Origin of the sequence: Bacillus sp. AR4-2 (assembly GCF_008274865.1) — a bacterium.
GTDB lineage: Bacteria > Bacillota > Bacilli > Bacillales > Bacillaceae_G > Bacillus_A > Bacillus_A cereus.
In genome coordinates, this window is sequence record NZ_CP031062.1 from 684,544 (window position 1) to 710,221 (window position 25,678).

Sequence of the window (25,678 nt, forward strand, 5' to 3'; positions counted from 1 at the left end):
ACAATAATGGTGAGAGGTGGTAAATTTGACCATTTTAAACAGAGTAAAAGAATTAAGAGCTCGTTTTAACTTTACGCAAAGTGTATTAGCAGAAAAGGTTGGAGTAACGAGACAAACAATTGCTGCAATTGAAAAAGGGGATTACGTTCCTTCGTTGTTATTAGCACTTACGATTTGTGATGTGTTTCAGTTAAAGATGGAAGATGTGTTTGTTTTAAATAAGGAGGGGGAAGAGGATGAATAGAATTGTTTTTTCTTATATCATAAACGTGCTTTATACTGCTTTAGCATGCTGGACATTTGTTGAATTTTATAGTGTTATTACAGAGTTAGCAGATATAATTAAAAACGAGAAATTCCCATTTGAAGTATGGTTTAATGGAGTACCATTCATTTTATTATTTATTGGAGCAATTATAGTTACAATTTTTTATAGAATTCAAAAGAAAAAATATAAGAATTTATCTTTTTGGATGTATCCATTATTATTTCCGCTAGAAGATGAACGTGAAAAAGCGATTACGGATAAAGCTTGTCGAACAACATTTGTATCGTTATGGTTTGTGTTACCTTGTGCAGTTGGATTTTTAACTTTTTCGCCTATTATTAATGAATATCTTCCTGGATACCCATTATATATTCTATTTTCTATTTTCTTTATTCAAATGACAGTATTTCACGTATCACTATACAGAAATAAATTAGCTTAAAAAGAAACCTTCTTGCACTGGCAAGAAGGTTTCTTTTTAAGCTAATACTTGTACATATAGCGATATTATTTTATCATTTTATATAGAGTAAGATTTTGTAAGGGAAAGGAACTGTGTATGAATAAGCAAAGAATTTATAGTATAGTAGCAATTCTGCTATTTGTTGTAGGTGGCGTATTAATTGGAAAGCCATTTTATGATGGATATCAGGCTGAAAAGAAACAGACTGAAAATGTGCAGGCTGTTCAAAAGATGGATTATGAAAAGCATGAGACGGAATTTGTAGATGCTTCCAAAATTAATCAACCAGACTTGGCGGAAGTAGCGAATGCATCATTAGATAAGAAACAAGTAATTGGTCGTATTTCGATTCCAAGTGTTTCAGTAGAACTGCCTGTTTTAAAAGCTTCTACTGAAAAAAACTTATTATCAGGTGCAGCGACAGTAAAAGAGAATCAAGTTATGGGAAAAGGAAATTACGCATTAGCAGGACATAACATGTCTAAAAAAGGTGTTTTATTTAGTGATATAGCTTCTTTGAAAAAAGGCGATAAAATTTATTTGTATGACAATGAAAATGAATATGAGTATGCGGTTACTGGTGTATCTGAAGTGACTCCTGATAAGTGGGAAGTTGTAGAGGATCATGGGAAAGATGAGATAACGCTTATTACATGTGTATCTGTAAAGGATAATTCTAAGCGTTATGTTGTTGCTGGTGATTTAGTAGGAACGAAGGCGAAGAAGTAAAAAAAGAAGGTGAACTCTTTAAAGAGTTCACCTTCTTTTTTTACTAATGTTGAGAAATAATAGAATATTTTGGTTTGTATTTAAACATTCTTCTATTTATGTATAATAAAGTTAGAATTCTATTTTGGGGAGGAACAAGAGTGAGACAACAGGTGAAGAAACTTCTTTTCACAACGAGTATAGCGTTATTGGTAGCTCCAATTTCAGCTTATGCGCATCCAGGGCGTACAGATGCTAATGGAGGACATACGTGTCGTACAAATTGTGAGAAATGGGGATTACAGTACGGGGAATATCATTATCACAATAAACCAGCTTCTAGTAGTGGTGCAACGAGCCCAGCTCCTAGCCAGAATAATAATAGTGCTGTAGAAGCTGAGAGACAAGCAGAAGCACAGCGCAATACTGAGGCTGAAAAACAACGTGCTGCAGAAGCACAGCGTAAAGCTGAAGAAGAGAGACAACGTGTAGCCGAGGAACAAAGAAAAGCTGAAGAGGCACGTAAACAAGAGGAAGCGCAGCGCCAAGCTGATATGGAAAAAGGTCAACTTGAAGGTCAAAAGAATGGAGAAACTGATTTTAAAGCAGGAAAAAATGATGTAGAAGTGCATGTAGCTGGAAAATCTGATGCATATAAACAAGCGTTTAAAGCGACTTATGCAGCCGCATGGTCTTTAGAAGAGCAGAAGAAAACGCATTTTGAAAAAGGAAAAGAACAAGGTTTAGCACAAGAGACGATGGACGATAGTCAAGTTGCTTCAGAGTTTAAGGTAAACTTTGCAGACGGATTTAAAGTAGGGAATAAAGAAAGAACAGAAAAAATTGAAAAAGAGCAAGCTGAGTTAGGGGAAAAGACAGGGAAAGAATTAGCTGAAAAGAATCCTGGAAATAGAGAGAAAGAAGTATACGTGAAGGCATATGAAACAGCGTATGAAAAAGGCTATAAATCTACAAAAAAGGCAGTAGAAAAAGCTGGCTATAAGTATGCATTTGAAAACTATGATTTAAAAGTTCCTGCTAAGTATGAAAGAAATGAATTGTTAAAGAAATGGTTTACTGAAGGATTTAAATCGAATAAAAAAGCAGCGGAAATTCGAGAAGAAGGGTATAAAAAGGGAGACAGCTGGTTCTCATTCTTCTATAAGAGTTTCGTACCAAGTGAATATAAAGAACATAAAGAGCTGTACGAACAAGCAATAGAACAAGGTAAAACAGCATAAAAAAAGATGAGGAGAAATTCCTCATCTTTTTTTAATCCATCCATTTCACTAATTTCTTAGAAATTAATAATAAAACACAACCTAGTACAATTGCCACAGCGCCAATAACTGTGAATACTTCAGCGTATCCAAGTGAAGTTGTGAAGCTTGCAAGTTGTCCGCCTAAAATGTTGGCGATACCTGAACTTGCTAGCCATACACCCATTAGTAAAGATGCTAATTTTACCGGAGCAAGCGCACTAACCATTGATAGTCCGACAGGTGATAAGAATAGCTCACCTAACGTATGGAAAAGATACGTAAAGACGATAAATAGTAAGTTTGCTTTTTCTGTAATGTTATGTTCATCACTACCTGTTTTTAATGTAGCGATAACGAGAATGATATAACCGATACCGAGCAAGATCATACCAAGTCCCATTTTAGTTGGGATTTTTAAATCACCCTGCTTGCGAGTTGCAAGTTTTGCCCATAATGCAGAAATGACTGGAGCAAGCAAAATAATAAATAATGGATTGACCGATTGGAACCAAGATGTTGGAACTTCCCATCCGAACACAGAGCGGTCTACAAATTTGTTTGTATATAATGTTAATGAGCTACCAGCTTGTTCAAAGCCAGCCCAGAAGAAGACAACGAAGCATGTTAAAATGACGATAACTGCGGTACGTTGTTTTTCTTTTTTTGTTAATGGTGTATCTCCTACTGATGGTTGTCCAGCAGCTGTTTGTAAATCGCGAGTTGGTTTTTTACCGATATTACCAAGGAAGCGATTTGATAGTGTTGTAAATAAAATTTGTCCAATAATCATTCCGATTGAAGCGGCTAAGAAACCGTAACGGAATCCGTAATGTACAACGCCATCAACTGTTGTTTTGAATAAATTTTCTGATAAAAATCCGCAAACGAGTGGAGCTAAAAATGACCCGACGTTAATACCCATATAGAAAATGGTAAATGCACTATCACGTTTTGGATCGTTCTCTTCGTATAATTCTCCAACCAGTGTAGAGATGTTCGGTTTGAAGAATCCGTTACCGATAATAATAAGCGCTAATCCGAGGTATAGGCCTAATTGGTTTTGCAAGGCAAATAGTGTAAGGTTACCGATTGCCATTGTTATACCACCAATTGTGATTGCTTTTCGTCTACCTAGAAAACGGTCTGTTAAGTATCCACCAATCATTGGTGTGAAATAACAGGCTCCAGTATAAAATCCGTAAATAGAGAGTGCCCATGCGGGACTAAACCCAAGACCACCGCTTACTAAAGCTGTCGTTAAATATAATGTTAATAATCCTCGTAATCCATAGTAACTAAATCTTTCCCACATTTCTGTAAAGAAGAGTAAGTATAAACCTGGAGGATGTTTCTTTTTTCTTTGTTGTTCTCTTTCTAGTTGTATCGCTGATTCCATGTTATTTTCCTCCTGACACAAACAAAAACAAAGTTAATAATTTTGTACATTTAATATTTTACCTTATTAACTATTATAAGTCAATAAAGGTTGATTTTTCAGAAGAAATTGGAAAAGAGGAATAGCTATAGAATGGGTGTTTCTTTTGTGATAGACTATGGACTATGTTTTCTTTGCAAGGAAGCGGGTTATTGTACTTTTTTATATATGAAATTGATTTCATAAAAGATGAGATTAAAGAAGGAGAAAGAAATGAAATTGTTACAGAAAAAAGAAATTTTACTTATTAGCCTTATGTTATTCTCTATGTTCTTTGGAGCAGGGAATCTGATATTTCCACCTTTCCTTGGGTATGAAGCAGGAGAACATGTTTGGATTTCATTAGTAGGGTTTATTATATCAGCAACAGGTCTTCCTATATTAGGTGTTATCTCTATTGCAAAAGCAGGAAGTTTTCAAACGTTAGCGGGTAGGGTTCATTCTTCATTTGCAATTATTTTTCCATGTATCGTGTATGTATTTATTGGACCTGGGCTTGGTATACCACGTGCGGGAAGTTTAGCCTTTGAAATGGGGCCAGGTCAGTTATTCCCTGAAGCAGGAAACGGATTATTATTGTTTTACACAGTTATTTTCTTTAGTATTGTTTACTGGTTAAGTTTATCACCATCTAAACTAATGGGGTTGTTTGGAAAAGTCTTGACGCCATTATTATTATGTATGATTGCACTCATTTTTATAAAGAGTATGTTTACAACAGTAGGAGATATGAAAGAACCAATAGGGAACTATGGCCAAGCTCCTATGTTTCAAGGGTTTTTAGATGGATATTTAACAATGGATGCGTTAGCTGCTTTAATCTTTGGAATTGTTATTGCAAATGCATTACGTGCAAAGGGTATTGAAGATGATAAAGGTTTAGCGAAATATATGAGTATTGCTGGAATTGGGGCAGGACTATTATTATCGATTATTTATGTCATCCTTGGATATGTGGGGGCAATTAGTGGCTCATTAGGAACATTTGATAACGGTGCGAAAGTGTTAGCACAAGTTATGATTACATTATTTGGACAGGGCGGAGTCGTTTTATTAGGTCTTATTTTTACTATCGCGTGTTTATGTGTTTCAATTGGACTTGTTACGTCTTGTAGTCAATTTTTTGCGAGTGCATTTCCGAAAGTATCTTATAAATTGTGGGCATTTATAGTAAGCGTTGTTAGTATGATTTTAGCTAATTTAGGGTTAACGCAAATTTTAAAAGTATCAGTACCAATTCTTGGATTTATTTATCCAATTGCGTTAACGCTTATTATTCTAGGGTTATTCCATCAGTATATTGGAAAGTATGCATACGTATATGCAGTAACTGTTTTGGTTGTAGCGTTATTTAGTGCAATTGACATTTTAAATAAAAATGTAATGATGAATCAGTGGACGTCAGCATTAAAATACATCCCGTTTTATACAGAAGGTGTTGGCTGGATTGTTCCAGCTATTGTAGGCATGTGTCTTGGTTTTATCGTTAGCATTTTTCTAAATAAGAATAAATGAGTAAAAAGGTGTTTTCCTATTTTGGGAAGACACCTTTCTTTTTTTTGGAAAAATACTATTGAAAATGAATAGACTAAGAGTATGATAAAGATAATTGGTAATATATAGGTTTAATGAGAGTGACGAATAAGGGGGGAGCGTATGAAGAAGGATTTGGATAAGAAAATAGAAGCACTCGAAACGGCAATTGAAACAATTCAAGAAGCACTTGCTGAATTAAAAGTAAAGCAAAGGGAAATAGAAGTAGAAAACGCTCAGCAACATGTTAGTAAGAACAAGAAAGAATATATTGAAACGGTAATGGAGGAAAAGCCAAAAGAAGAAATAGTTAAGATAAAAGAGCCTTTGCAAGAACCTGAGTTAAAACAAGTAGATATATCGGCTTTTAAACCAGAGCCATTTAATATTATTAAGTTTTGTCAGACGTGGTTACCGCGTGTATTTGTCGGTATTATGTTGCTTGGAGTGATCTGGTTATTTAAAGCAGGGGTAGATGCTGGTTTATTAACACCAGCGATACGAATTGTGTTTGGTATCGCATTATCTATCGGGTTGTATTATATAGGAGATATTCAAATTAAAAGAGAGCGGCAAGCGTTAGGATTAGTATTAGCTGGAGGAAGTATTACCGGGATTGTTCTAACGACGTTTGCAGCACATTATTTATATGGATTTATTCCGGCAAGTGTCGCGTTTCTCTGTAATATTGCATGGGTTATTTTAGGTATTTATTTAGCGAAAAGATATCAATCGGAATATCTCACTATTTTCGTAGCGGTCGGTGCGTTCTTCGTACCATTCTTGTTAAATAGTACGACTCCTAATCCTTATATTTTCTTTGGATATGAGACAGTATTAACACTTAGTTTATTATGGTATGCGTTGAAAAATCGTTATAAATACTTATATATGATTTCTTACGCTGTTGCTGCCATTGTCCTTTTCGTTTTCTTTGCTGTTATGTCAATGTTAGTAGAGAACTTGCAAATACAGTTAACGATTGTATATGGTTTGATTCATTTACTATTATTTTGGCATATGTTTACGGAGAGAAGTTTTATACCAGAACCACGTTTGGCGATATTTAGTGCGAATGCAGTTTTCTTTATACTAGCTATTGCCAAAATACCTGATTTTACAACATGGGGATTGATTATTAGTGCAATTGTGCACGCTGCTATGTTTGTGCTTGAGTATAGGAAGAATAGACATTCTACATTTACAAATCTCTTATTTGGTTTCGCAATGGGAGCATTTAGTTTAGCGATTTTATACGAGTATAGTTTAGTGAATGCAGCGATTGTACTATTATTACAAGGTTTCCTTGGCATGGTCACTTCTATTAAAGTAAAACAACAGATAAAATTGTATGTTAGTGCGACGGTTTACGCAATTGGAATGATACAGACTATTTTTAGCCCGTTTGATCAATTTATTTCGGCAGGCTTTGTTGCTCATCTTATTTTAATAGGAACGTTCTATTATTGCATGAGAGAAGCGAAAGAAGTATTAGCGAGCTTCGGCAAATATATGTATTCTATAGTGCTCTATTGGTTTATGATAATTGTATTTATTACAATTACGAGAATCGGTGAAGTTTTATCTACAGATGGAAGCGTAATTAGTGTATCAGTATCGTTATTATGGATGGTATATGCATTATTTGCGGTTTGGTTTGGAAGAAATAGAAATATGAATGAAATATTATATGCTGGTTTAGTCGTTTTAGTCGTAACGGTAGGGAAGTTATTCTTACTTGACTTACCAGAGGTATCGATGATGATTAGGGCAGTGTTATTCCTAATCGTCGGTAGTATAGGTATCGTTATTTCAAGAATGTTTTTCTCGAAGGAAGAGAAGTGAGAAGAAGGCAATCCATGTATGGATTGCCTTTTTTATTATTTCTTATTAATCGTTACAGTTTCATTATATTTCGTTGTTGTATTTTGGCGTAGACGAAGCGTTGCTTGTCCAGTTGTATTTGAATCAATCTGTACATTTACAACTTTCTCAGCAGAGCCTAAGCTGTTTGTTGTGAAAGAAAATGCACTACTATATCCGAAAGTAGATGGCCAAGTGCCGTTTGCATTTTGTACTTTAGCCACTTGTGTTCCACCAGTAGTGAAGATACCTAAAGAATAGTTGTTATACGTTGTATTAGGTAGTAAGTTATTTACTTGAATCTTCATTTGGAAAATTTCATTGTTTGGTAGAATGCTAGGGTGTGTAACGACGTAGTCGCTTGTTGTTACCGCACCGTTATAACCGTATGAACCTGGTTTAAAAGTATTTGTATTAAACCATTGATAACCTGCATTTGGTGCACTCCAAGGTTCAGGTTGTGGTTCTGTTGATAAGTTTGGCTGTTCAAATGTTTGTAGAGCTGTAGGTGAATCAAGTTGTAAACCATTTACTTGATCTAAACTTGTAAATGTCTCTTTATTTGATAACCAATTTACGATGTTTTCTAATAAAATCGCATCGTTTTCTTCTTTATAACCATCGTAAGTTTTCTTTGTTTGACCAGAATCTTCACGAACGTATTTTGGCGTAGCATCTTCAACAGGAGAAGAGTCACCAATAAAGGCAGCTTTTCCAAGTCCTACTTTTGCGATAGCAGCATATGGGCCTTCTGCAATACCACCGCCATTATAAACGCCACTATCAACAGCGTTATTCCATTTTGATGGATTTTCTGGAAGGTAAACAAGTCCTTTTGCTAGTTTTGGGTTTGTAATTGCTAGAGTAGAACCAGCATGCATTGCTACAGACGAAACACCTTTTGTAATTCCGAAAGATTGTTCAGGCGATACAATTGTTTTCGCTGAAACATCACCAAGTGCATTGTAGCGGAAGCGAATACCGAAGTTGTCAGAGAGCCAATCAGAGCTTTCTACTCCTTGCATAGCTTGTGAATTTGCTTCTTCATTAGACATTCCTTTTGCTGGATTATCCCAAGCACCGCGTCTATATCCATTAAATACTTCAGAAGAGTCCCAGCGATTTTTATTACGATCTGCATTGTAATGATCAGCAATAAAGAAGATACTACCACCATTTTTTACATATTGTAACATAGCGTCCTGCTCAGATTTTTTGTAAGGAATATTAGCTTCTGGAACGATAAATACATTGTAATCTTTTAAGTCTTCGTACGTAATAGGTGTTGATTTACGAAGTTCCTTTACGTGATATCCGTTTTTTGCAATGCCGTTTCCGAAGTCAGAAAAGCCGCCGTCAATAACCCAGTCAGCTGTCCCAGCAGTTTGACCGTGTGTATTATCGAATAATACTTTCTTCCCATTGTTTTGATTTACAACTTTTGCAGCAATTTCAGGAGCTGGGTCTACAGAGCTTTCGGCATAAGTAGACGGTATGAACGAGGTCCCTATACTTAGTGTAATTGCTGTTGCTAAAGAAAATGTAATCCATTTTTTATTCTTCATAGAAGAATCCCCCTAATAATAAATATATGTGCTTTAATAATGTAATTTATTTTTCTGTAAAAATAAAGACGGAAAACATAAAAAATATTAAAAAATTGTAAAAATACCGTGAATTTTGTTGAGAAATATTTATATAGATATAAAAACATCCCTTCCAAGTAATAAGGAAGGGATGTTTTGCTTAACTAATTTTTGAGTTAGGTGTTTCATCAATCTTATGAAACCCTTTCATGTAATATACGATTGCTAAGCCGATAAGCCAAATTGGGCCGACAATCAATGCAATTCGTGTATCTTCTGAATACGCCATTATACCTAATACTAATACAAGGAAAACGAGTGAGAAATATGAGCTTAATGGGTATAAAGGCATTTTATACGATAACTTTTGTTTATTTTGAGTAGGCAAGCTTTTACGGAATTTAATTTGAGCGACTAATATAATTCCCCAAGTCCAAATTGCACCGAAAGTTGAAATGCTAGTAAGCCATGTAAATACCTTTGCAGGTACGAGATAGTTTAATATAACACCAATTAGTAAAACGATAGCAGTTGCTACAATTCCTTGGCTTGGAATGCCATTTTTATTTAAACGACCAAATCTTTCAGGAGCTTTTTTCTGCTGAGCTAATGTATATAGCATACGGCCTGTACTAAATAAACCACCGTTACAAGAAGAAAGAGCTGCTGTTAATACGACAAAGTTAATAATACCTGCTGCTTTTGCGATACCAATTTGTTGGAATGTTAATACGAATGGACTGCCTTTCTCACCAAGTTCGTTCCATGGATAAATTGCCATCATAACGAATAATGCCCCAACGTAAAAGAGTAGAATTCTCCAAAATACGTTATCGATTGCCTTTGCGAGTGTTTTCTTCGGATTTTGAGCCTCACCAGCTGTAACACCGATTAATTCAACGCCTAAATAAGCGAATAGTACCATCTGCATGGAGAGTAGTAACCCAGAAAATCCATTTGGGAACCAGCCACCATGTGACCAAAGATTTGAAATACCAGTAGCGATACCACCGTTTCCGAATCCGAATAAAATAATACCAGCTCCGACTACTATCATACAGATAATTGTGACAATTTTAATGAGAGCAAACCAAAACTCAAGTTCTCCAAATACTTTTACCGATAAGAAGTTAAAAGCGCTCATTAATAATAGAGCAAGTAATGCCCAAATCCAGCGCGGGATATCTGGGAACCAGTACTGCATGTAAATACCAGCTGCTGTAATTTCAGCCATACAAGTAACAACCCATAAGAACCAGTAATTCCAGCCAGTAATATAACCAGCGAGTGGTCCAATATAATCATATGCATATTTACTAAAAGAACCAGCAACAGGTTGTTCAATTGCCATTTCCCCAAGCGCTCGCATAATGAAAAAAATAACGAGACCGGCAATCATATAGCCTAGCAAAATAGAAGGACCTGCTAGTTTAATGGCGGAAGCGGATCCTAAAAATAGTCCAACGCCAATAGCTGAGCCCAGTGACATTAAAGTAATATGTCGTTCTTTTAAACCACGATTTAAAGTTCCAGATTTGTTTGTGTGCTGCATAAGAAGAATCCCCCTTGTAGAGTGAACGATATTTGAATGCGTTTACTAAATATTTAACTATTTCAAATTATAAAACATTTCTATCTGTTATGCTACAAAAATAATCATAATGAACTGTACTACATCTGTACTTGTCAGACTTAAACTTAAAATTCGAACTATTAGGGAATATATTGACTCTTCTTTTTATTGATTGTTAAGATTAAGTATTATATTTTCTCACATACTAGTAAGAAAAAGAATGTGTGATAATAATTCAGGTGTAGGAAGGGTACATAAGCATGTTTCAATTACAAAAATATAACACTTCTGTGAAGCAAGAGTTTTTAGCTGGCATCACAACTTTTTTTACATTTGCGTATATTCTTGTCATCAATCCAAAAATATTATCTGATGCAGGTGTACCATTTGACCAAGCGTTTACAGCAACAATTATTGCAACCGTTGTTGGAACAGTAGGTATGGCGATTTTCGCGAATTATCCGATTGTTATTGCTCCAGCTATGGGAATGAATGCATATTTTGCTTATTCTGTTGTACAGAAGGCAGAAGGGATTACATATGTAGTTGCCTTTTCAGCTGTATTTGTAACGGGGATTATTTTTCTTTTATTATCTTTTACTTCGTTTAGACAAAAGTTAATTTTAGCAATTCCTGATAGTTTAAAGCATGCAATTGCAGGTGGAATTGGACTATTTATTGCTTTTATTGGATTGCGCCTTTCTGGAATTATCGTGGATCATCCGTCTAATTTAGTTACGATTGGTGATTTTCATTCTCCAGCTGTTATTTTAACTTTAATTGGTTTAATATTAGCGGCGGTATTAATGACATTGCGTGTGAGCGGTGCATTATTTATTAGTATGATTGTGACAGGAATTATTGCCTTCTTTACAGGGCAATTGAAGTTTGCTGATAAAATTGTGGCGATGCCTCATTTACCAGAGGGTATCATCGTTTCAAACCCAATCAATGCCTTTTCAGATGTAATTGAATACGGATTATACGGCGTTGTATTTTCATTTTTACTTGTACTTTTATTCGATACAACAGGTGCATTACTTGGTTTAATTAAACAAGCAGGTTTAATTACAGACAATACAGAGAAGCGTTTTGGTAAAGCGTTTATTGCAGATGCAATTGGCGGGACTACAGGTTCTATCTTTGGAACAAGCCCAACAGCAGCGACGATTGAATCGTCAGCAGGTATTGCTGCAGGTGGTAAAACTGGATTAACAGGGATTGTAGTTGTTGGTCTAACAATTATAACGGCATTTTTTAGTCCTGTTATTGCTTCTTTATCAAGTGTAGCCGCTATTACAGCTCCTTCATTAATTATAGTAGGTAGTTTAATGGCACAAAGCATTCGAGATATTAATTGGAATGAATTTGAAGATGCGTTACCAGCATTTTTAATTTTTATAGGTATTCCGTTAACATCTAGTATTGCAAATGGAATCGCAATTGGATTTTTAGTATATCCAGTCTTGAAAATTGTGAAGGGTAAAGGGATGGAAGTACATCCATTACTATACTTATTTGCATTCTTATTTGGGTGTCATTTATTCTTATAATATAAATATAGGAGAGGGCCTTCTTATGGGAGGCTCCCTTTTTGTGTATAATAAAGTGAAACTATATGCAGTAGGGGATATCCTCACTGTGTATTAGCCAGCACCAATTGGGATAAGGTGAAAACTTAATTGATTTCGTAAAATATAAATTACTTAATGGAATATATATGTTACAATAGAGGTGGAGGAGGAACATGAATGGCTGTAAGTAAAATAAAAGTCGCGCGTGTTCAGTTAGATTTAACACAGCAACAATTAGCAGAAAAAGTAGGCGTTACAAGGCAAACGATTAGTTTAATTGAGAAGGGGAAATACAATCCATCTTTAGATTTATGTTTAAAAATTTGTTATGCAGTAGATAAAACGTTGAATGATTTGTTTTGGGAGGAAAAGGAGTGGTAGGATGAAAATCGTGAAAGATGAACGTTTAATGATTGAAGGGTTAAAACATATTAGATTAGCTTTCATCTTACAAAATATCGTCATACTAGCTATCGTCTTTTACCGCTATGTCTTGCAAGGGGCAGGATATGAAAGTGTTTCGGATTTATTAATGGTATTTATGGGCGGGATAATAATTATTAACTTTTTAAATCTGAAAAATTCAGTGGAAGTGTATGAGCATACGGGCGGGGTGTCGCGTCGTTATTTTATGAAGCTATTATTCATTCCGGTAGGTATTATTATTGGGATTTTAGCTATTTGTATCGTTGTAACACCAGATATTTCGATAAAGGAAATTAGTATGACAGGACTTATTATGTTTGCTTGTTTTTTAGTTCCAAGTTTGTTTATATACATATATATGAAAAAAATAAAAAGAGAAGATTGAAATATAAGAAAGGCTTTCCCATATTGAGGAAAGCTTTTCTCATATTCTTTTATATAGTACTTTATGAAGGCCAATCGGTTCAATTTCAAAGATTTCACCATATTCCTGGAAGCCTAAGTGCTTGTAATAGTCAGCTACAGTAATTCGGCCATTACACCATAATATATTTGCTTGGCGTTCTTGCAAGATTTGTTCCGCCTGCTGAATTAAGGAGCTTCCAGCACGGTTGTTTCGAAATGCAGGTAATGTTGCCATTCCTCGTAGACGATAATGAATACCCGTTGGTAAGTCGGGATATATTTCTTTTGAGAAGGAAGCGATACTAATTAGTTCATCGTTTATAAATGCGCCTAAGTGGAAGGTGTCTGTTTCATAATCGGAAGGGTATTTACAATCTGCTAATGTTTGATTGGGGCGTAAAATTTTTTGACGTAATACGTAAGTTTCAGATCCCTCAATATTTTTCACGGTAATCATATTAACATCCTTTCTTATAACGCTTTTTCTGTTAATTGTATAAAGAAATAGGCAGGTGCGGCGAGAAGTCCGAGTATGCTAGCAGTTCCGAGAAGGAGTGAAAGTAGAAGACAAGAATATTTTATTCCATTCGATTTTTTCCATCCGTAACTACAAATCTCAATACTAATACCGATGAGAATAATGGCAACGAGTATTTCGGCTAATAATAAGAGAGCTAAAGTTATAATAGACATAATGTAATCCATCCCCATAATATGTGATAGTAACATTTTACCATATGAAATGGAAAAAAATGCCCCTCAATTATGTGAGGGGCATTTTTTTATTCTAATATGTTTTTTAGTGTATCGATATGTTCTTTCGAGCCTGTTACAAGTAATGTATCACCGTGTTGTAGTCTTGTATCCCCATGTGGGATTAATGCTTTATTTCCACGATAAATTTGAATGACTAGTACATCACCTAAAAACGGAAGGCGACGAAGTGCAACGCCGTTATATTTATTGCTCCGTAGTTCAACTTCACGGACTGTTTCGTTTGCTGTTGTAATTAAGCGAACGAGACTAGGTTTATCAATAAGCGCACGTAATAAAATACGTGTAGAGTTAATTGTTGAGAATACAGCGATATGTTCTTGCGTTGCTTTTTCTTGTAGAAGTGGATCTTCTACACTTGCAATAACATGTTCAACACCTAGCTCTTTTGCATGTTCTGCCAATAATAAGTTTTGTTCATCATCACTTGTTGCAACAACGACGCGATCTGCATCAAATGCTGTTTGTTCAGTTAATGATGCGATTGTGATGTCATCCAATTTCACGATAGGGAAGTCGTGCGATTTCGCTTCTTCATCATTTATTTTGTTTTGACGCATCATATATAGCGTTACGTCATAATCTTCTCGTTTTAAATCTAGTGATAACGGAAGGGTAATTCTGCTCGCGCCAATAATAGCTACTTTTGGTTTTGGTGTTTCTACTTTTGGGAACATTTTTTTAAACAATATAGGTGCAAAAATACAAGTAATAACTGCGCTTAAAATAAGAGAGGCAGATAAACTTGGACTGATGATCTCCAGTTTTTCACCAATTTGTGCAGCCGCAATAACTAAAGAAAGTGTCGATGTTAATAAAATTGCACTTCCAAGTACGATATTACGTGGATACCATTTTCTTAAGACGAGTGATGGTAAGAGTTTTGAAATAAAGAGTCCTACAATTAAGATTGGGATCATTAGCATGCTAGAAGGTTCTTTGAAAATAGACCACACCTCTAGATTTACACCAACCATTACGAAGAAAATAGGGATGAAGAAACCGTAGCCGATAGAATCAAGTTTTTCCACCATATCTTCATTTGGTGATAATAACGATACAAGTACACCTGCTAAGAAGGCGCCTAAAATATTTTCTGCTCCAACAGATTCCGATAACCCAACTAAGATTAAAATGAGTGCAAAAACAGCTCGTGTATCGATTTGTACACTACCAGCTTTTAAACTATCTAAGTATGGAATGTTTTTAAAACGTTTTGCAACGAAGTAAATAACAATACCAGCGCCGAATAGAAGAAGAAGAAGCCACATGCTTTGGCCGCTTTCGGAATTTAATCCGACGAATACAGCGAGTAAAATCATTGTAACTAAATCCGCAATAACAGCGACTAATAAAATGATTTGCCCAATTGCTGTTTTTCCTAAGTTATTCTCTTTTAATGTTGGTACAACAACACCTAAAGAAATAGTTGAAATAATTAAAGTCATGAACATTGCATTATCTACGAATCCTAGCCATACGAATAGTAATGATAGGGCATAAGATAAGATGAAAATAAATAAGAAGATAATGCTTGCTGCCTGAAATGTATTTGGTTCGTTTGTCGTATTTTTTTTCCCTTTTTGTTTAAAGATAGAAAAATCAATTTCTAAACCGCTTAAGAACATGAGGAAGATAAATCCTAATGTTGATAAAACTTGAAGCCATATATCTGGCTCAATAATATTAAACCCACTTTTACCTACAAAGATTCCTGCAATAATTTCTGCAACGACCACAGGAAGTGCTTTTAATTTAAAGCGTTGTAACAAAAGGGGAACGAAAAACGCGATTGCAACGACAACCATAAGTGATAGAACAGAAGTATGATGTTCCATTGCGTTCTCTCCCTTCAAATAAATATAGTACCTATTTAGCCATATAATAGGTAGAAAAGCAACGCATATGGATTCGATTTCATAAAGAAAGATTTTTCTTAACATTTGTCATAATAAGTATATTTTTCATGATTATGCTGTTAATTCCGTAATGTGGATGTAATAGAGGGGATAAAAAAAGACTGCTGAGGAATCTCAGCAGTCTTTTTCATGTACATTACATTGAGAAGAAGATCCATACAGTTAAACCAACTGTTGCAGTTGCAACGAAGAAACTGTATATCATTGTAAGAATTTGAACTCTTCCTTCTCCTTCTTTTAAATGCATGAACATAATTAATTGTAACAATGCTTGCGCAACAGCCATTATGATAATAGTTGTTAAGACTGTTGAAAGTGGCAATGTTGTGTAAAGTGCCACGTATAACGCTAGAAACGTTAATGCAAGCGATAAAATAAATCCGAAAACGTGTGACCAAGGGAATCCGCTATGCGCATGCCCGTTTGCTTGATTGTTGTTTTGAGCCATTTACGCCACCATCCCGTTCAAGTAAACTAGTGTGTAAATAAAGACCCAAACAAGATCAAGGAAATGCCAGTATAAGCTGATAATGAATACTTTACGAGCTGTAACTGGTGTTAAACCTCGTTTTAAAATTTGGATAATAACACAAGTTGCCCAAATGATACCGCCTGTTACGTGAGCTCCGTGCGTTCCAAGAAGAACGAAGAATCCAGATAAGAAAGCACTTGTTTGAATTGTTGCGCCTTCACCAATGTACATAATGAACTCTTCGATCTCGAAGAATAGGAAACCTGCACCTAAAAGTAATGTAAGGACGAACCATCCAAGCATCGCTTTTTGGTTATGCTTACGCATTTCATGAATTACGATACCGCATGTAAAACTACTTGTTAAAAGTAGTAATGTTTGAATTAAAAGCGTTTTAAGTTCAAACAATTGCGCTGGTGTTGGGCCATCTGCCGTACGACCAGCAAGGACTAGATAAGAGGCGAAAAGTGTTGCGAACAGCATAATTTCAGCCCCAAGAAAAATCCAGAATCCTAGGATATTCAATCTGCTTTGTTCGGATTGATATTCCAAAGGTAAGCTTTTATCTAAAGCCGCCATGTCATTTCACCTCTCATGCTATATGTTCTGTTTTTTTAATTTCATCAACACTGATATAGTAGCCTTCATCATAATCGAATGAACGATAGATTAAGCAAGCTAAAATACCAATACCACCGATTGCTGCAAGCCAGAACCAGCTAAATACTAATGCGAAACCTGCAAGACCGAAGAATCCAGACGCAATAATAGGCACACCAGAGTTACTTGGCATGTGAATTGGTTTAATATCTTCTGCTGCTGGTGTAACTGTTTCTCCGCGTTTTTTCATGTACCAGAAAGCATCAGCTTCTTTAATTTCAGGAAGCTTCGCGAAGTTGTAATGTTGTACAGGAGAGTGAGTTGCCCATTCAAGTGTACGACCATCCCATGGATCTCCAGTTGTGTCACGTTCACCGTGACGTGCACTCCAAATTACGTTGTAGCAAAGAAGTAGGAAGCCGATACCCATCATTACCGCACCAACAGATGCGATTTGGTTTAGCCATCCCCATCCAAGACTTTCAGAGTAAGTGTACATACGACGAGTCATACCGTCTAAACCTAAGAAGTACATTGGGAAGAAACAGATGTTGAATCCGCTCATAAAGATCCAGAATGTCCATTTACCTAGGCGCTCATTTAACATATGACCAGTCATTTTTGGATACCAGAATGTGAATCCAGCAAGCATAGCGAATACTGTACCTGCGATTAATACGTAGTGGAAGTGAGCGATTAGGAAGTAGCTGTTATGGTATTGATAATCAGCTGCTGCCATTCCAAGCATAACCCCTGTAACCCCACCGACTACGAAGTTTGGAATAAATGCCAATGACCAAAGCATTGGAACCGTAAAACGAATACGTCCTTTATACAGTGTAAACAACCAGTTAAAGATCTTAACCCCGGTTGGAATCGAAATCGCCATTGTCGAAATCGAGAAGAATGAGTTAACCGCTGGACCTGCACCCATCGTGAAGAAGTGGTGAAGCCATACGACGAAACTTAGTAAAGAAATTGCAACCATTGAGTATACCATCGCACTGTAACCGAATAAACGTTTACGTGAGAATGTACTAATGATTTCAGAGAAAATACCGAATGCCGGTAAAATAACGATATATACTTCAGGGTGACCCCATACCCAGAACAGGTTGGCCCATAACATCGGCATACCGCCGCTCGCCATCGTAAAGAAGTGAGCATCGAATAGACGGTCAAATGTCATTAATGCAAGAGCAACTGTTAATACTGGGAAAGCAAAAATAATGATAATTGTTGTAATTAAGATTGACCAAGTAAACATTGGCATTCTCATTAAAGTCATACCAGGTGTACGCATTTTTAAGATAGTAACAAGGAAGTTAATACCGGTCATTAGCGTACCGAGACCTGAAATCTGTAATGCAATTGCGTAGTAGTTATTTCCTACGCCTGAAGTAAACTCTGTACCTGCCATTGGGAAGTAAGAAGTCCACCCAGCGTCTGGAGAACCACCGATTACGAAAGCGATGTTGAATAACATTGCTCCGACAAAGAATAACCAGAAACTTAAAGCATTTAAGAACGGATATGCAACGTCACGAGCACCAATTTGTAATGGTACTACAAGGTTCATTAATCCCATAACGAATGGCATTGCCATGAAAAGAATCATTACTGTACCATGCGTTGTAAAGATTCCGTTATAGTGTTCAGCGTTTAAATAAGTTGTTTCTGGGAATGTTAACTGTGCACGGATCATTAAACCATCCATACCACCACGGAATAACATGATAACCGCAGAAATAATATACATAGCTCCGATTTTTTTATGGTCAACAGTTGTTAACCATTCGTCCCAAAGCCATTTCCATTTTTTATACTTTGTTAGTACGAAAATGATTGCTAATGTCACAAGAACGATAGAAGCGTCTGCACCGTAAATAATCGGATCACCTGTGACAAAGAATTCATCAAGCTTCACTGTGTTCACTCCAATCTGTTGGAATAATAGCTATTATTTTTTGTTTTTGTAGTAGTTGTAATCACAATATTCAAGTGATTTTGGATCTACATAACTTAAGTGGTGACTAGAGAATGTCATACGACCAACTACACCAGGTTTAACAATTTCGTTGTACTTAGCTTCTGTTAGTTTAGGAGCAGTTTCTTGTACTTCTTTAACCCACTTGTCATATTTCTCTTTAGTTTTCGCTTCAACTTCGAACTCCATGTGAGTGAATCCTTCACCAGAGAAGTTCGCACTACGACCTAGGTAAGAACCTGGCTTATCAGCTTGTAAATAAAGATCCATAATCATGCCATCCATTGTGTACTTCATACCACCAAGTTCTGGTACCCAGAAAGCATTCATTGGGCCGACAGAAGTCAGTTTGAATTGAATTGGTACACCAGCTGGGATGTTTAAATAGTTAACGGTTTCAATTTTTTCCTCTGGGTAACTGAATAACCATTTCCAGTTTGCAGATGTAACATAAATTTCAACTGGTTTAATATGTTTGGACTCTTTCGGAACCTCTTCCGAAGCATAAGTTGCTTTTACTGTTGGAATCGATAATGCGATAACGATAATAACAGGAACAAGCGTCCAAATAATTTCTAGTAATGTGTTACCGTGTTGTTCAGGTGGCTCATAGTCCATATTCTCTGGTTTTTCACGATAACGAATCAAGATGACTGTAAACAGAATGAATACAATTGCGATAATTAATGACATAAGCAAGAATGACCAAACAATTAAATCATACTGTGCTTTTGCAACAGGTCCTTGCGGATTTAATACTGCGAGTTTTTTATCACAGCCACCGAGGAACAGAAGTAATGATAACGGAAGAAGTGAAGCCAACTTCCAAAACGCTTTCTTTAGTTGCACGATTGAAAATCTCCTTTCTCCTTGGATTGAAACTATGCCAATAAAACAATATAAACCTATTAATTTATAGAAGGCAATAGTTTTTGATATATTGTTAAAAAATAGACACAAATGCACACTTTTTAAGGTGAATATCATTTGTAACTTGATTACATTGTAAACTATTTTCCAGAGAAAAACGTGATTGTGAAAATTTTAAGATAAATAAAGTTATACCAGGATATCCAAGAAATAGAAAAAAGCTATCTTATTATAAGAAAGATAGCTGAATATTTTGTATATTTAGTTTATTTCTTGTGTGACAGTTCGTGGCTGTTCAAGTGTGACAAATTTTTTATATTTAACTTGGTATAAAATGTAACAAATAATCATAAATGGAATGCCGCAATAAAGAGCAATTCTTTGATCTGGAATGAAAGCCAAACTAACAAATGTAATGAAATTGAGCGAAAACGCTACGATTGGAACTAGTGGATAGAGCGGTGTACGATATTTTAAATCATTTATGTTGCCACCGTTTTTCACGAAATTTCTACGGAAGAAAAACTGTGAAGCGGCGATTGACATCCAAACGACAACGGCAGCCATTGCTGCAATAGATGTTAAAACTAGAAAGACAGTATCTGCCGCAAATACACTTGTTAGTAAGGACAGGCTAGCGAAAATTAGGCTGAAAATTAATGCGTTTAGCGGTACACCTTTTTTAGTTAATTTCGTAAATGCTGGACTTGCCATTCCTTGTTTTGCCATCGCCCACAGCATACGAGAATTTGCGTATAGACCAGAGTTAGCAACGGATAATACAGCTGTAATAATAACAAAGTTCATAATGTCTGCTGCATATGGGACGCCGGCTACATCAAATACAAGTACAAAGGGACTTTCGACTAGATTAGCCTCTTGCCATGGGAGTAAACCTACAACAACTGATATCGCTAAGACGAAGAAGAAGAGAGTTCGCCAAATTGTGTTTTTAATTGCTTTTGGAATTGTTTTTTCAGGATTTTCACTTTCGCCTGAAGCGATTCCGATTAATTCTGTTCCTTGGAAGGAGTAATTTACTGTAATCATCGTAAGAAGAACAGCTAATGCACCATTTGGAAATAGCCCGCCATTTTCAGTGAAATTATGAAGCATTGGAGCTGGCTTTCCATTAAAGTCTAGTAGACCGAACATAACAGCGCCGCCAAGTACGATGAAAATAACAATTGTTGCGACTTTTACACTTGCGAACCAAAACTCTGCTTCTGCATATGCTTTTGCTGATAAAGCGTTTACGAGGAAGAGTGCTGCTGCAAATGTAACGCACCAAATCCAGGAAGAAACGTCTGGAAACCAGCGTTTCATTAAAATACTTACAGTTGTTAACTCTACGCCAACTGTAACAGCCCAATTTAACCAATACATCCAACCGACAACAAATCCAAAACCAGGTGAAATGAATTTGCTTGCATAACTTTGGAATGAACCTGCTTCTGGCATAGCGACGGATAATTCACCAAGACATAACATCGTTAAATACATAACAAATCCACCGACTAAAAATGCAAGAATAGCACCACCAGGTCCGGCATTATGGACAATTTGACCAGATCCCATAAATAACCCGGTTCCGATAACACCGCCGAGTGCAATCATAAATAGGTGTCTACTTTTCATTGTTCGTTTTAAATCTGTTTGTTCAATTTGTTGATTCATATGCCCCTCACCCCGTATTTTCTTGAATGTGTGAACTTCGTTTTATTCTGAGTTTTTAATCATTAGTGGGGGATGCAACACACACTCGGTTTATTTGCTATGAAATGAATGGAGTATGTAAAAAAACGAACTATGACTAAATACTCTAAGAATGTTTGTTAACATGGTGATATCTTCACTATGTTAACAATTTTGATTTTAGCAAAATATTCTGTAAATGTATATTTATTTTTCTTTTTATTAAAAATAATTAGAATTTTTTATAATTAATTCTATGATCGATAATTCACATGATCTTTCTAGCAAACTAGTAAGAAGAAGGGTACAATGATAAGAGGTGTATCTGTAAAATAATAATTAATGGAGTTTTGTTTATAATGAAAAAGTTAAAATATCTTTTTGTTTTTGGGATTATACTTGCTGCTGCATTTTTTATAGGAAAAGATAAAATCATGCAAAAGGCGCAAGTTCTACGCTTAGAGTTTCTATCTGAAATGAAAGAAGCAGCTATGATTGAAGATGTTCCGTTTATTAAACAATTACCAGAATTACCTAGAGGGTGTGAAGTGACAAGTTTAGCTATGTTGCTGCAATATAAAGGTGTACAAGTAGATAAGATGCAACTTGCTAGCGAAATTCATCGTGTTCCATTTGAACAAAATGGTTTGCGTGGAAATCCTTACGAGGGATTTGTGGGAAATATTTATACAAAGGCAGAGCCTGGGTATGGTGTATACAATAAACCAATCTTTGATTTAGCAGAAAAATATGTTCCTGAAAAAGTAATTAATTTAACAGGTAGAGACATGCAAGATATATATAAAGTAATTAGTTCTGGCTCTCCGGTATGGGTCATTATTAATACGACGTTTAAGCCGCTAGCTGAAAGTAGTTTTGAAACATGGAATACGAGTTCAGGCGAAGTGAAAATTACATATTATGAGCATAGTGCAGTAGTAATTGGATATGATCAAAACTTTGTATATGTAAATGATCCTCTTAAAAATAATCCACGTTTGGCTGTTCCGCGAGCAGAATTTGAGAAAGCTTGGGAGCAAATGGGAAAACAAGCAATTACTATTTTATAATAATGAAAAAGTCATCTTTGGGATGGCTTTTTCTTTTTGGTTTATCAACACTGAAAATTCAGAAGATTCTTTTAAAAGTTAACGATTCACGTTATAATAACATTTAACTTGGTGAAGAAGGGGAGAAGAGAAATGGATGTTGCAAAGGAACTTGTTTTGTCAAAAAATCAGTTAGTTGAGTGGAGAAGGCATTTTCATAAGTATCCAGAGTTATCTTTTCAAGAAGAGAAAACATCGCAGTTTGTGTTCGATATACTTCGGAAATTCCCATATTTAGAAGTGTCACGGCCGACTAAATATAGTGTGATGGCAAAGTTAGTAGGTAAACATCCGGGCAAAACAGTTGCGATTCGAGCCGATATGGATGCTCTTCCTATTCATGAAGAAAATGAGTTTGATTTTATTTCTACATATAAAGGTGTAATGCATGCATGTGGTCATGATGGACATATAGCGATATTACTTGGGGTTGTACATAAGTTGGTAGAAGAAAGAGAGAAGATTAAAGGGGAGATTCGTTTTCTATTCCAACATGCTGAAGAGAATTTTCCTGGTGGTGCAGAGGAGATGGTTGCTGCAGGTGTAATGGAAGGTGTGGATTATATTATTGGTGCTCACCTTTGGGCGTCGTTAGAGGTTGGGAAAATAGGTGTTATTTATGGTCCTGCAATGGCTGCACCGGATGTTTTTAAAATTAAGATAGAGGGAAAAGGTGGACATGCTGGAATCCCTCATGAAACGGTGGATAGTATTGCAATCGGAACACAAGTCGTTTCGCAACTTCAGCAAATTGTATCTCGCCTCACGAATCCATTAGATTCTCTCGTAATATCTGTTACGCAATTTCATGCGGGGACAACTCATAATGTAATACCAGAGCAAGCCGAGATTGAAGGGACAGTAAGAAGTTTAAGACATGAATTACGAGTTGAAACAGAGAAGAAGATTGAGCGGATTGTGAAGCATATTACGGAATCTTACGGAGCGAAATATACATTTTCATATGAATATGGATATCGACCAGTTGTAAATGATTATGAAGCTACAGAGCTTATTGAACAAACGGCATTACAACTTTATGGAAGGGATAGAGTTGTTCGTTTACAGCCGACGATGGCTGGAGAAGATTTTTCAGCGTTTTTACAAAAGGCACCGGGGACATTCTTTTTTATCGGAGCGGGAAATAAAGAGAAAGGTATTATATATCCTCACCATCACCCTCGTTTTACGATTGACGAAGATGCATTACCGATTGGAGTGGAAGTCTTTGTATCAGCCATTATGAACTTTATAAGTAAAGGAGAATGAGATGAAGAAAATACACATTCTAGCGCTTATCCCAGTTCTTTGTTTAGTAGTTGGGCCAATATTTGCGAATTCAGTTACTCCTTACGTATTAGGGATGCCATTTTTATTATTTTGGGTATTATTATCAGTGTTTATTACATCTTTTTGTATGGGGCTTGTGTACGTGTTTGATCCTGCTAATAAGGAGGATGTAAAATGACTGCATTACTTATCATTATTTTATTTTTGTTTCTCGCACTATTTTTAGGGATTCGGGCACAACATGGAAAAGATATGAATTTAGAACAATGGTCAGTTGGAGGAAGAGGATTTGGCACTATTTTTGTTTTTCTCCTTATGGCAGGTGAAATTTATACGACGTTTACATTTTTAGGGGGAAGCGGCTGGGCGTATAGTAAAGGAGCACCTACCTTTTATATTTTGGGATATGGTGCTTTAGCTTATCTTTTATCGTATTTTTTATTGCCACCCATTTGGAAGTATGCGAAAGAGCATAACCTTGTTTCACAGTCGGATTTTTTTGCGAAGAAATATAGAAGTAAAGCGCTTGGACTTATTGTTTCGATTGTTGGTGTTGTTTCCATCATCCCATATCTTGTTTTACAGTTAAAAGGACTGGGAATTATCGTTTCAGAAGCTTCTTACGGAAGGGTGTCACCTGTTGTTGCAGTATGGATCGGTGCTATTGTTATAACTATATATGTAATGGTTTCAGGTATACATGGTTCGGCTTGGACGGCTGCTTTGAAGGATATTATGATACTGTTTATCGTTATGTTTTTAGGTATATATTTGCCGTATCATTATTATGGAGGATTTCAGCCGATGTTTGAGGCTGTAGAGGCAGCGAAACCGGGATTTTTATCTTTACCTGAAGAAGGAATGAGTATTTCTTGGTTTGTTTCTACTATTATATTAACGGCCCTCGGTTTTTATATGTGGCCTCATACATTTGCTTCTGCTTTTTCTGCAAAAAATGAAAAAGTATTTCGTAAAAATGCAGCAATTATGCCATTGTATTCTTTAGTTTTACTTTTCGTATTTTTTGCAGGATTTGCTGCTATATTGCAAGTTCCTGGGTTAAAGGGAGCGGATGTAGATCTTTCGTTATTCCGTCTTGCTTTACAAACTTTTGATCCTTGGTTTATTGGAATTATTGGTAGTGCGGGAGTATTAACGGCATTGGTTCCAGGGTCTATGCTTGTTATGGCGGCTTCTACACTGTTAGCAAAAAATATTTACCGAACGATAGTCCCGTCTGCTTCAGATAGACAAGTTGCTAAGATGGCAAAATTATTTGTGCCTGTAGTAACGCTCGTGGCAGTTTTATTTACATTTAAGGGAGGAGAAACAATAGGAGCACTTCTATTAATGGGATACAGTATCGTTACGCAACTTTTCCCTGCACTTGTATGTAGCTTGTTTCCACGTCAAATTATTACGAAGCAAGGGGCGATTGCAGGAATGGGAGTTGGGCTATTAGTGGTCGCATATATTACCTTATCTGGTTCAACTATAGCCACGATGTTTCCGAGTTTCCCGCAGTATATAAAAGATTTGAATGTAGGTATAGTCGCATTGTTAATTAATATAATTGTGATGTTTGTAGTTAGTGGATTTACAAAAGGTGTATTTATAAAGAAAAACACTATAATAGTAGAAAAGTAATTCGTTTATCCTGCATTAACGGGCAGTAAGACCCCCACCTCAAAATTCAGCGGAAGCAAAGAAGTTAGGTGGGGATTAAACTGTCCGTAAAAGCCCGATTGGTGAGGGTTGATTAAAGTTTTACTTTATTAGAGCTATCTTTGAAAAGAGATAGCTCTTTTTTTGTATATATTTCCTTCTATTAGCGGAATCTAACTAAAAACTTGTTGAAAAGGAAGC

24 protein-coding genes are annotated in these 25,678 nt (G+C 36.0%); 13 read left to right on the forward strand and 11 right to left on the reverse strand.

Annotated features, from left to right (window positions below; translation table 11 throughout):
- Positions 1 to 25: 25 nt before the first annotated feature.
- The 4 genes from DN399_RS03505 (at position 26) to DN399_RS03520 (ending at position 2,680) form a co-directional block, all read left to right on the forward strand.
- Positions 26 to 244 (forward strand): helix-turn-helix transcriptional regulator, encoded by a 219-nt coding sequence (locus DN399_RS03505; RefSeq protein WP_000154019.1) that lies wholly within the window; start codon positions 26 to 28, stop codon positions 242 to 244.
- A complete protein-coding gene (locus DN399_RS03510) occupies positions 237 to 710 on the forward strand; it encodes a DUF2178 domain-containing protein (RefSeq protein WP_001080043.1) in 474 nt (157 codons plus the stop codon). Before DN399_RS03505 ends, DN399_RS03510 begins: the two co-directional genes overlap by 8 nt.
- A gap of 117 nt (positions 711 to 827) precedes the next feature.
- Positions 828 to 1,460, forward strand: a complete 633-nt coding sequence (locus DN399_RS03515; RefSeq protein ID WP_001041724.1) for a class A sortase — start codon at positions 828 to 830, stop codon at positions 1,458 to 1,460.
- 140 nt (positions 1,461 to 1,600) lie between these two features.
- Positions 1,601 to 2,680, forward strand: coding sequence for a YHYH domain-containing protein (locus DN399_RS03520; protein WP_001249798.1), 1,080 nt, complete (start codon positions 1,601 to 1,603; stop codon positions 2,678 to 2,680).
- A 31-nt stretch (positions 2,681 to 2,711) separates the two neighbouring features.
- Here DN399_RS03520 and DN399_RS03525 read toward each other — a convergent pair whose 3' ends face one another.
- Positions 2,712 to 4,097 (reverse strand): peptide MFS transporter, encoded by a 1,386-nt coding sequence (locus DN399_RS03525; protein WP_000443143.1) that lies wholly within the window; start codon positions 4,095 to 4,097, stop codon positions 2,712 to 2,714.
- A 252-nt stretch (positions 4,098 to 4,349) separates the two neighbouring features.
- On the opposite strand from DN399_RS03525, the gene brnQ1 reads away from it, so the two are divergent.
- Together brnQ1 and DN399_RS03535 are read left to right on the forward strand one after the other, a co-directional pair.
- Positions 4,350 to 5,651: a branched-chain amino acid transport system II carrier protein BrnQ1 gene (gene brnQ1 / locus DN399_RS03530; protein ID WP_000771692.1), complete on the forward strand. Its 1,302-nt coding sequence runs from the start codon at positions 4,350 to 4,352 to the stop codon at positions 5,649 to 5,651.
- Between the two features lie 141 nt (positions 5,652 to 5,792).
- Positions 5,793 to 7,514 carry a DUF2339 domain-containing protein gene (locus DN399_RS03535; RefSeq protein WP_149149325.1) on the forward strand — a complete coding sequence of 574 codons (1,722 nt, stop codon included), beginning with the start codon at positions 5,793 to 5,795 and terminating at the stop codon, positions 7,512 to 7,514.
- A 35-nt stretch (positions 7,515 to 7,549) separates the two neighbouring features.
- On the opposite strand, the gene DN399_RS03540 is transcribed toward DN399_RS03535, so the two are convergent.
- Entirely contained in the window at positions 7,550 to 9,097 is a 1,548-nt protein-coding gene (locus tag DN399_RS03540) for a DNA-binding protein (RefSeq protein WP_000791506.1), read from the reverse strand.
- 181 nt (positions 9,098 to 9,278) lie between these two features.
- Entirely contained in the window at positions 9,279 to 10,670 is a 1,392-nt protein-coding gene (locus tag DN399_RS03545; protein WP_006919303.1) for an amino acid permease, read from the reverse strand.
- A gap of 281 nt (positions 10,671 to 10,951) precedes the next feature.
- Between DN399_RS03545 and DN399_RS03550 the strand changes: the two genes are divergently transcribed.
- From DN399_RS03550 to DN399_RS03560, 3 genes are all read left to right on the forward strand, one after another.
- Positions 10,952 to 12,244, forward strand: a complete 1,293-nt coding sequence (locus DN399_RS03550; RefSeq protein ID WP_000487191.1) for an NCS2 family permease — start codon at positions 10,952 to 10,954, stop codon at positions 12,242 to 12,244.
- 198 nt (positions 12,245 to 12,442) lie between these two features.
- Positions 12,443 to 12,646 (forward strand): helix-turn-helix transcriptional regulator, encoded by a 204-nt coding sequence (locus DN399_RS03555; RefSeq protein ID WP_000301183.1) that lies wholly within the window; start codon positions 12,443 to 12,445, stop codon positions 12,644 to 12,646.
- 1 nt (position 12,647) lies between these two features.
- On the forward strand, positions 12,648 to 13,076 hold the full coding sequence (locus DN399_RS03560) for a hypothetical protein (protein WP_000706629.1): 429 nt from the start codon (positions 12,648 to 12,650) through the stop codon (positions 13,074 to 13,076).
- Positions 13,077 to 13,115: 39 nt separating this feature from the next.
- On the opposite strand, the gene DN399_RS03565 is transcribed toward DN399_RS03560, so the two are convergent.
- The 8 genes from DN399_RS03565 to DN399_RS03600 all read right to left on the reverse strand — a co-directional run bounded on the left by DN399_RS03565 (position 13,116) and on the right by DN399_RS03600 (position 21,395).
- Complete coding sequence (locus tag DN399_RS03565; protein ID WP_016121909.1) at positions 13,116 to 13,553, reverse strand: GNAT family N-acetyltransferase; 438 nt, start codon at positions 13,551 to 13,553, stop codon at positions 13,116 to 13,118.
- A 14-nt stretch (positions 13,554 to 13,567) separates the two neighbouring features.
- Positions 13,568 to 13,825, reverse strand: a complete 258-nt coding sequence (locus DN399_RS03570) for a DUF4022 family protein (protein ID WP_050571800.1) — start codon at positions 13,823 to 13,825, stop codon at positions 13,568 to 13,570.
- Between the two features lie 53 nt (positions 13,826 to 13,878).
- Entirely contained in the window at positions 13,879 to 15,708 is a 1,830-nt protein-coding gene (locus DN399_RS03575) for a monovalent cation:proton antiporter family protein (protein WP_000399965.1), read from the reverse strand.
- Between the two features lie 217 nt (positions 15,709 to 15,925).
- Positions 15,926 to 16,237, reverse strand: coding sequence for a cytochrome aa3 quinol oxidase subunit IV (gene qoxD, locus DN399_RS03580; RefSeq protein ID WP_000068425.1), 312 nt, complete (start codon positions 16,235 to 16,237; stop codon positions 15,926 to 15,928).
- Positions 16,238 to 16,840 (reverse strand): cytochrome aa3 quinol oxidase subunit III, encoded by a 603-nt coding sequence (qoxC, locus tag DN399_RS03585; RefSeq protein WP_000729318.1) that lies wholly within the window; start codon positions 16,838 to 16,840, stop codon positions 16,238 to 16,240.
- A gap of 13 nt (positions 16,841 to 16,853) precedes the next feature.
- Positions 16,854 to 18,788: a cytochrome aa3 quinol oxidase subunit I gene (qoxB, locus tag DN399_RS03590; RefSeq protein WP_000762366.1), complete on the reverse strand. Its 1,935-nt coding sequence runs from the start codon at positions 18,786 to 18,788 to the stop codon at positions 16,854 to 16,856.
- Positions 18,789 to 18,821: 33 nt separating this feature from the next.
- Positions 18,822 to 19,697, reverse strand: coding sequence for a cytochrome aa3 quinol oxidase subunit II (locus tag DN399_RS03595; protein WP_001176165.1), 876 nt, complete (start codon positions 19,695 to 19,697; stop codon positions 18,822 to 18,824).
- 282 nt (positions 19,698 to 19,979) lie between these two features.
- Positions 19,980 to 21,395, reverse strand: a complete 1,416-nt coding sequence (locus DN399_RS03600) for an amino acid permease (RefSeq protein ID WP_001075756.1) — start codon at positions 21,393 to 21,395, stop codon at positions 19,980 to 19,982.
- A gap of 377 nt (positions 21,396 to 21,772) precedes the next feature.
- Between DN399_RS03600 and DN399_RS03605 the strand changes: the two genes are divergently transcribed.
- From DN399_RS03605 to DN399_RS03620, 4 genes are all read left to right on the forward strand, one after another.
- Positions 21,773 to 22,483, forward strand: coding sequence for a C39 family peptidase (locus DN399_RS03605; protein ID WP_000734488.1), 711 nt, complete (start codon positions 21,773 to 21,775; stop codon positions 22,481 to 22,483).
- A 132-nt stretch (positions 22,484 to 22,615) separates the two neighbouring features.
- Entirely contained in the window at positions 22,616 to 23,791 is a 1,176-nt protein-coding gene (locus tag DN399_RS03610; RefSeq protein WP_016121912.1) for an amidohydrolase, read from the forward strand.
- A 1-nt stretch (position 23,792) separates the two neighbouring features.
- Positions 23,793 to 23,990, forward strand: coding sequence for a DUF3311 domain-containing protein (locus DN399_RS03615; protein WP_000719833.1), 198 nt, complete (start codon positions 23,793 to 23,795; stop codon positions 23,988 to 23,990).
- Positions 23,987 to 25,459: a sodium:solute symporter family protein gene (locus DN399_RS03620; protein WP_000125937.1), complete on the forward strand. Its 1,473-nt coding sequence runs from the start codon at positions 23,987 to 23,989 to the stop codon at positions 25,457 to 25,459. Before DN399_RS03615 ends, DN399_RS03620 begins: the two co-directional genes overlap by 4 nt.
- Positions 25,460 to 25,678: the final 219 nt, after the last annotated feature.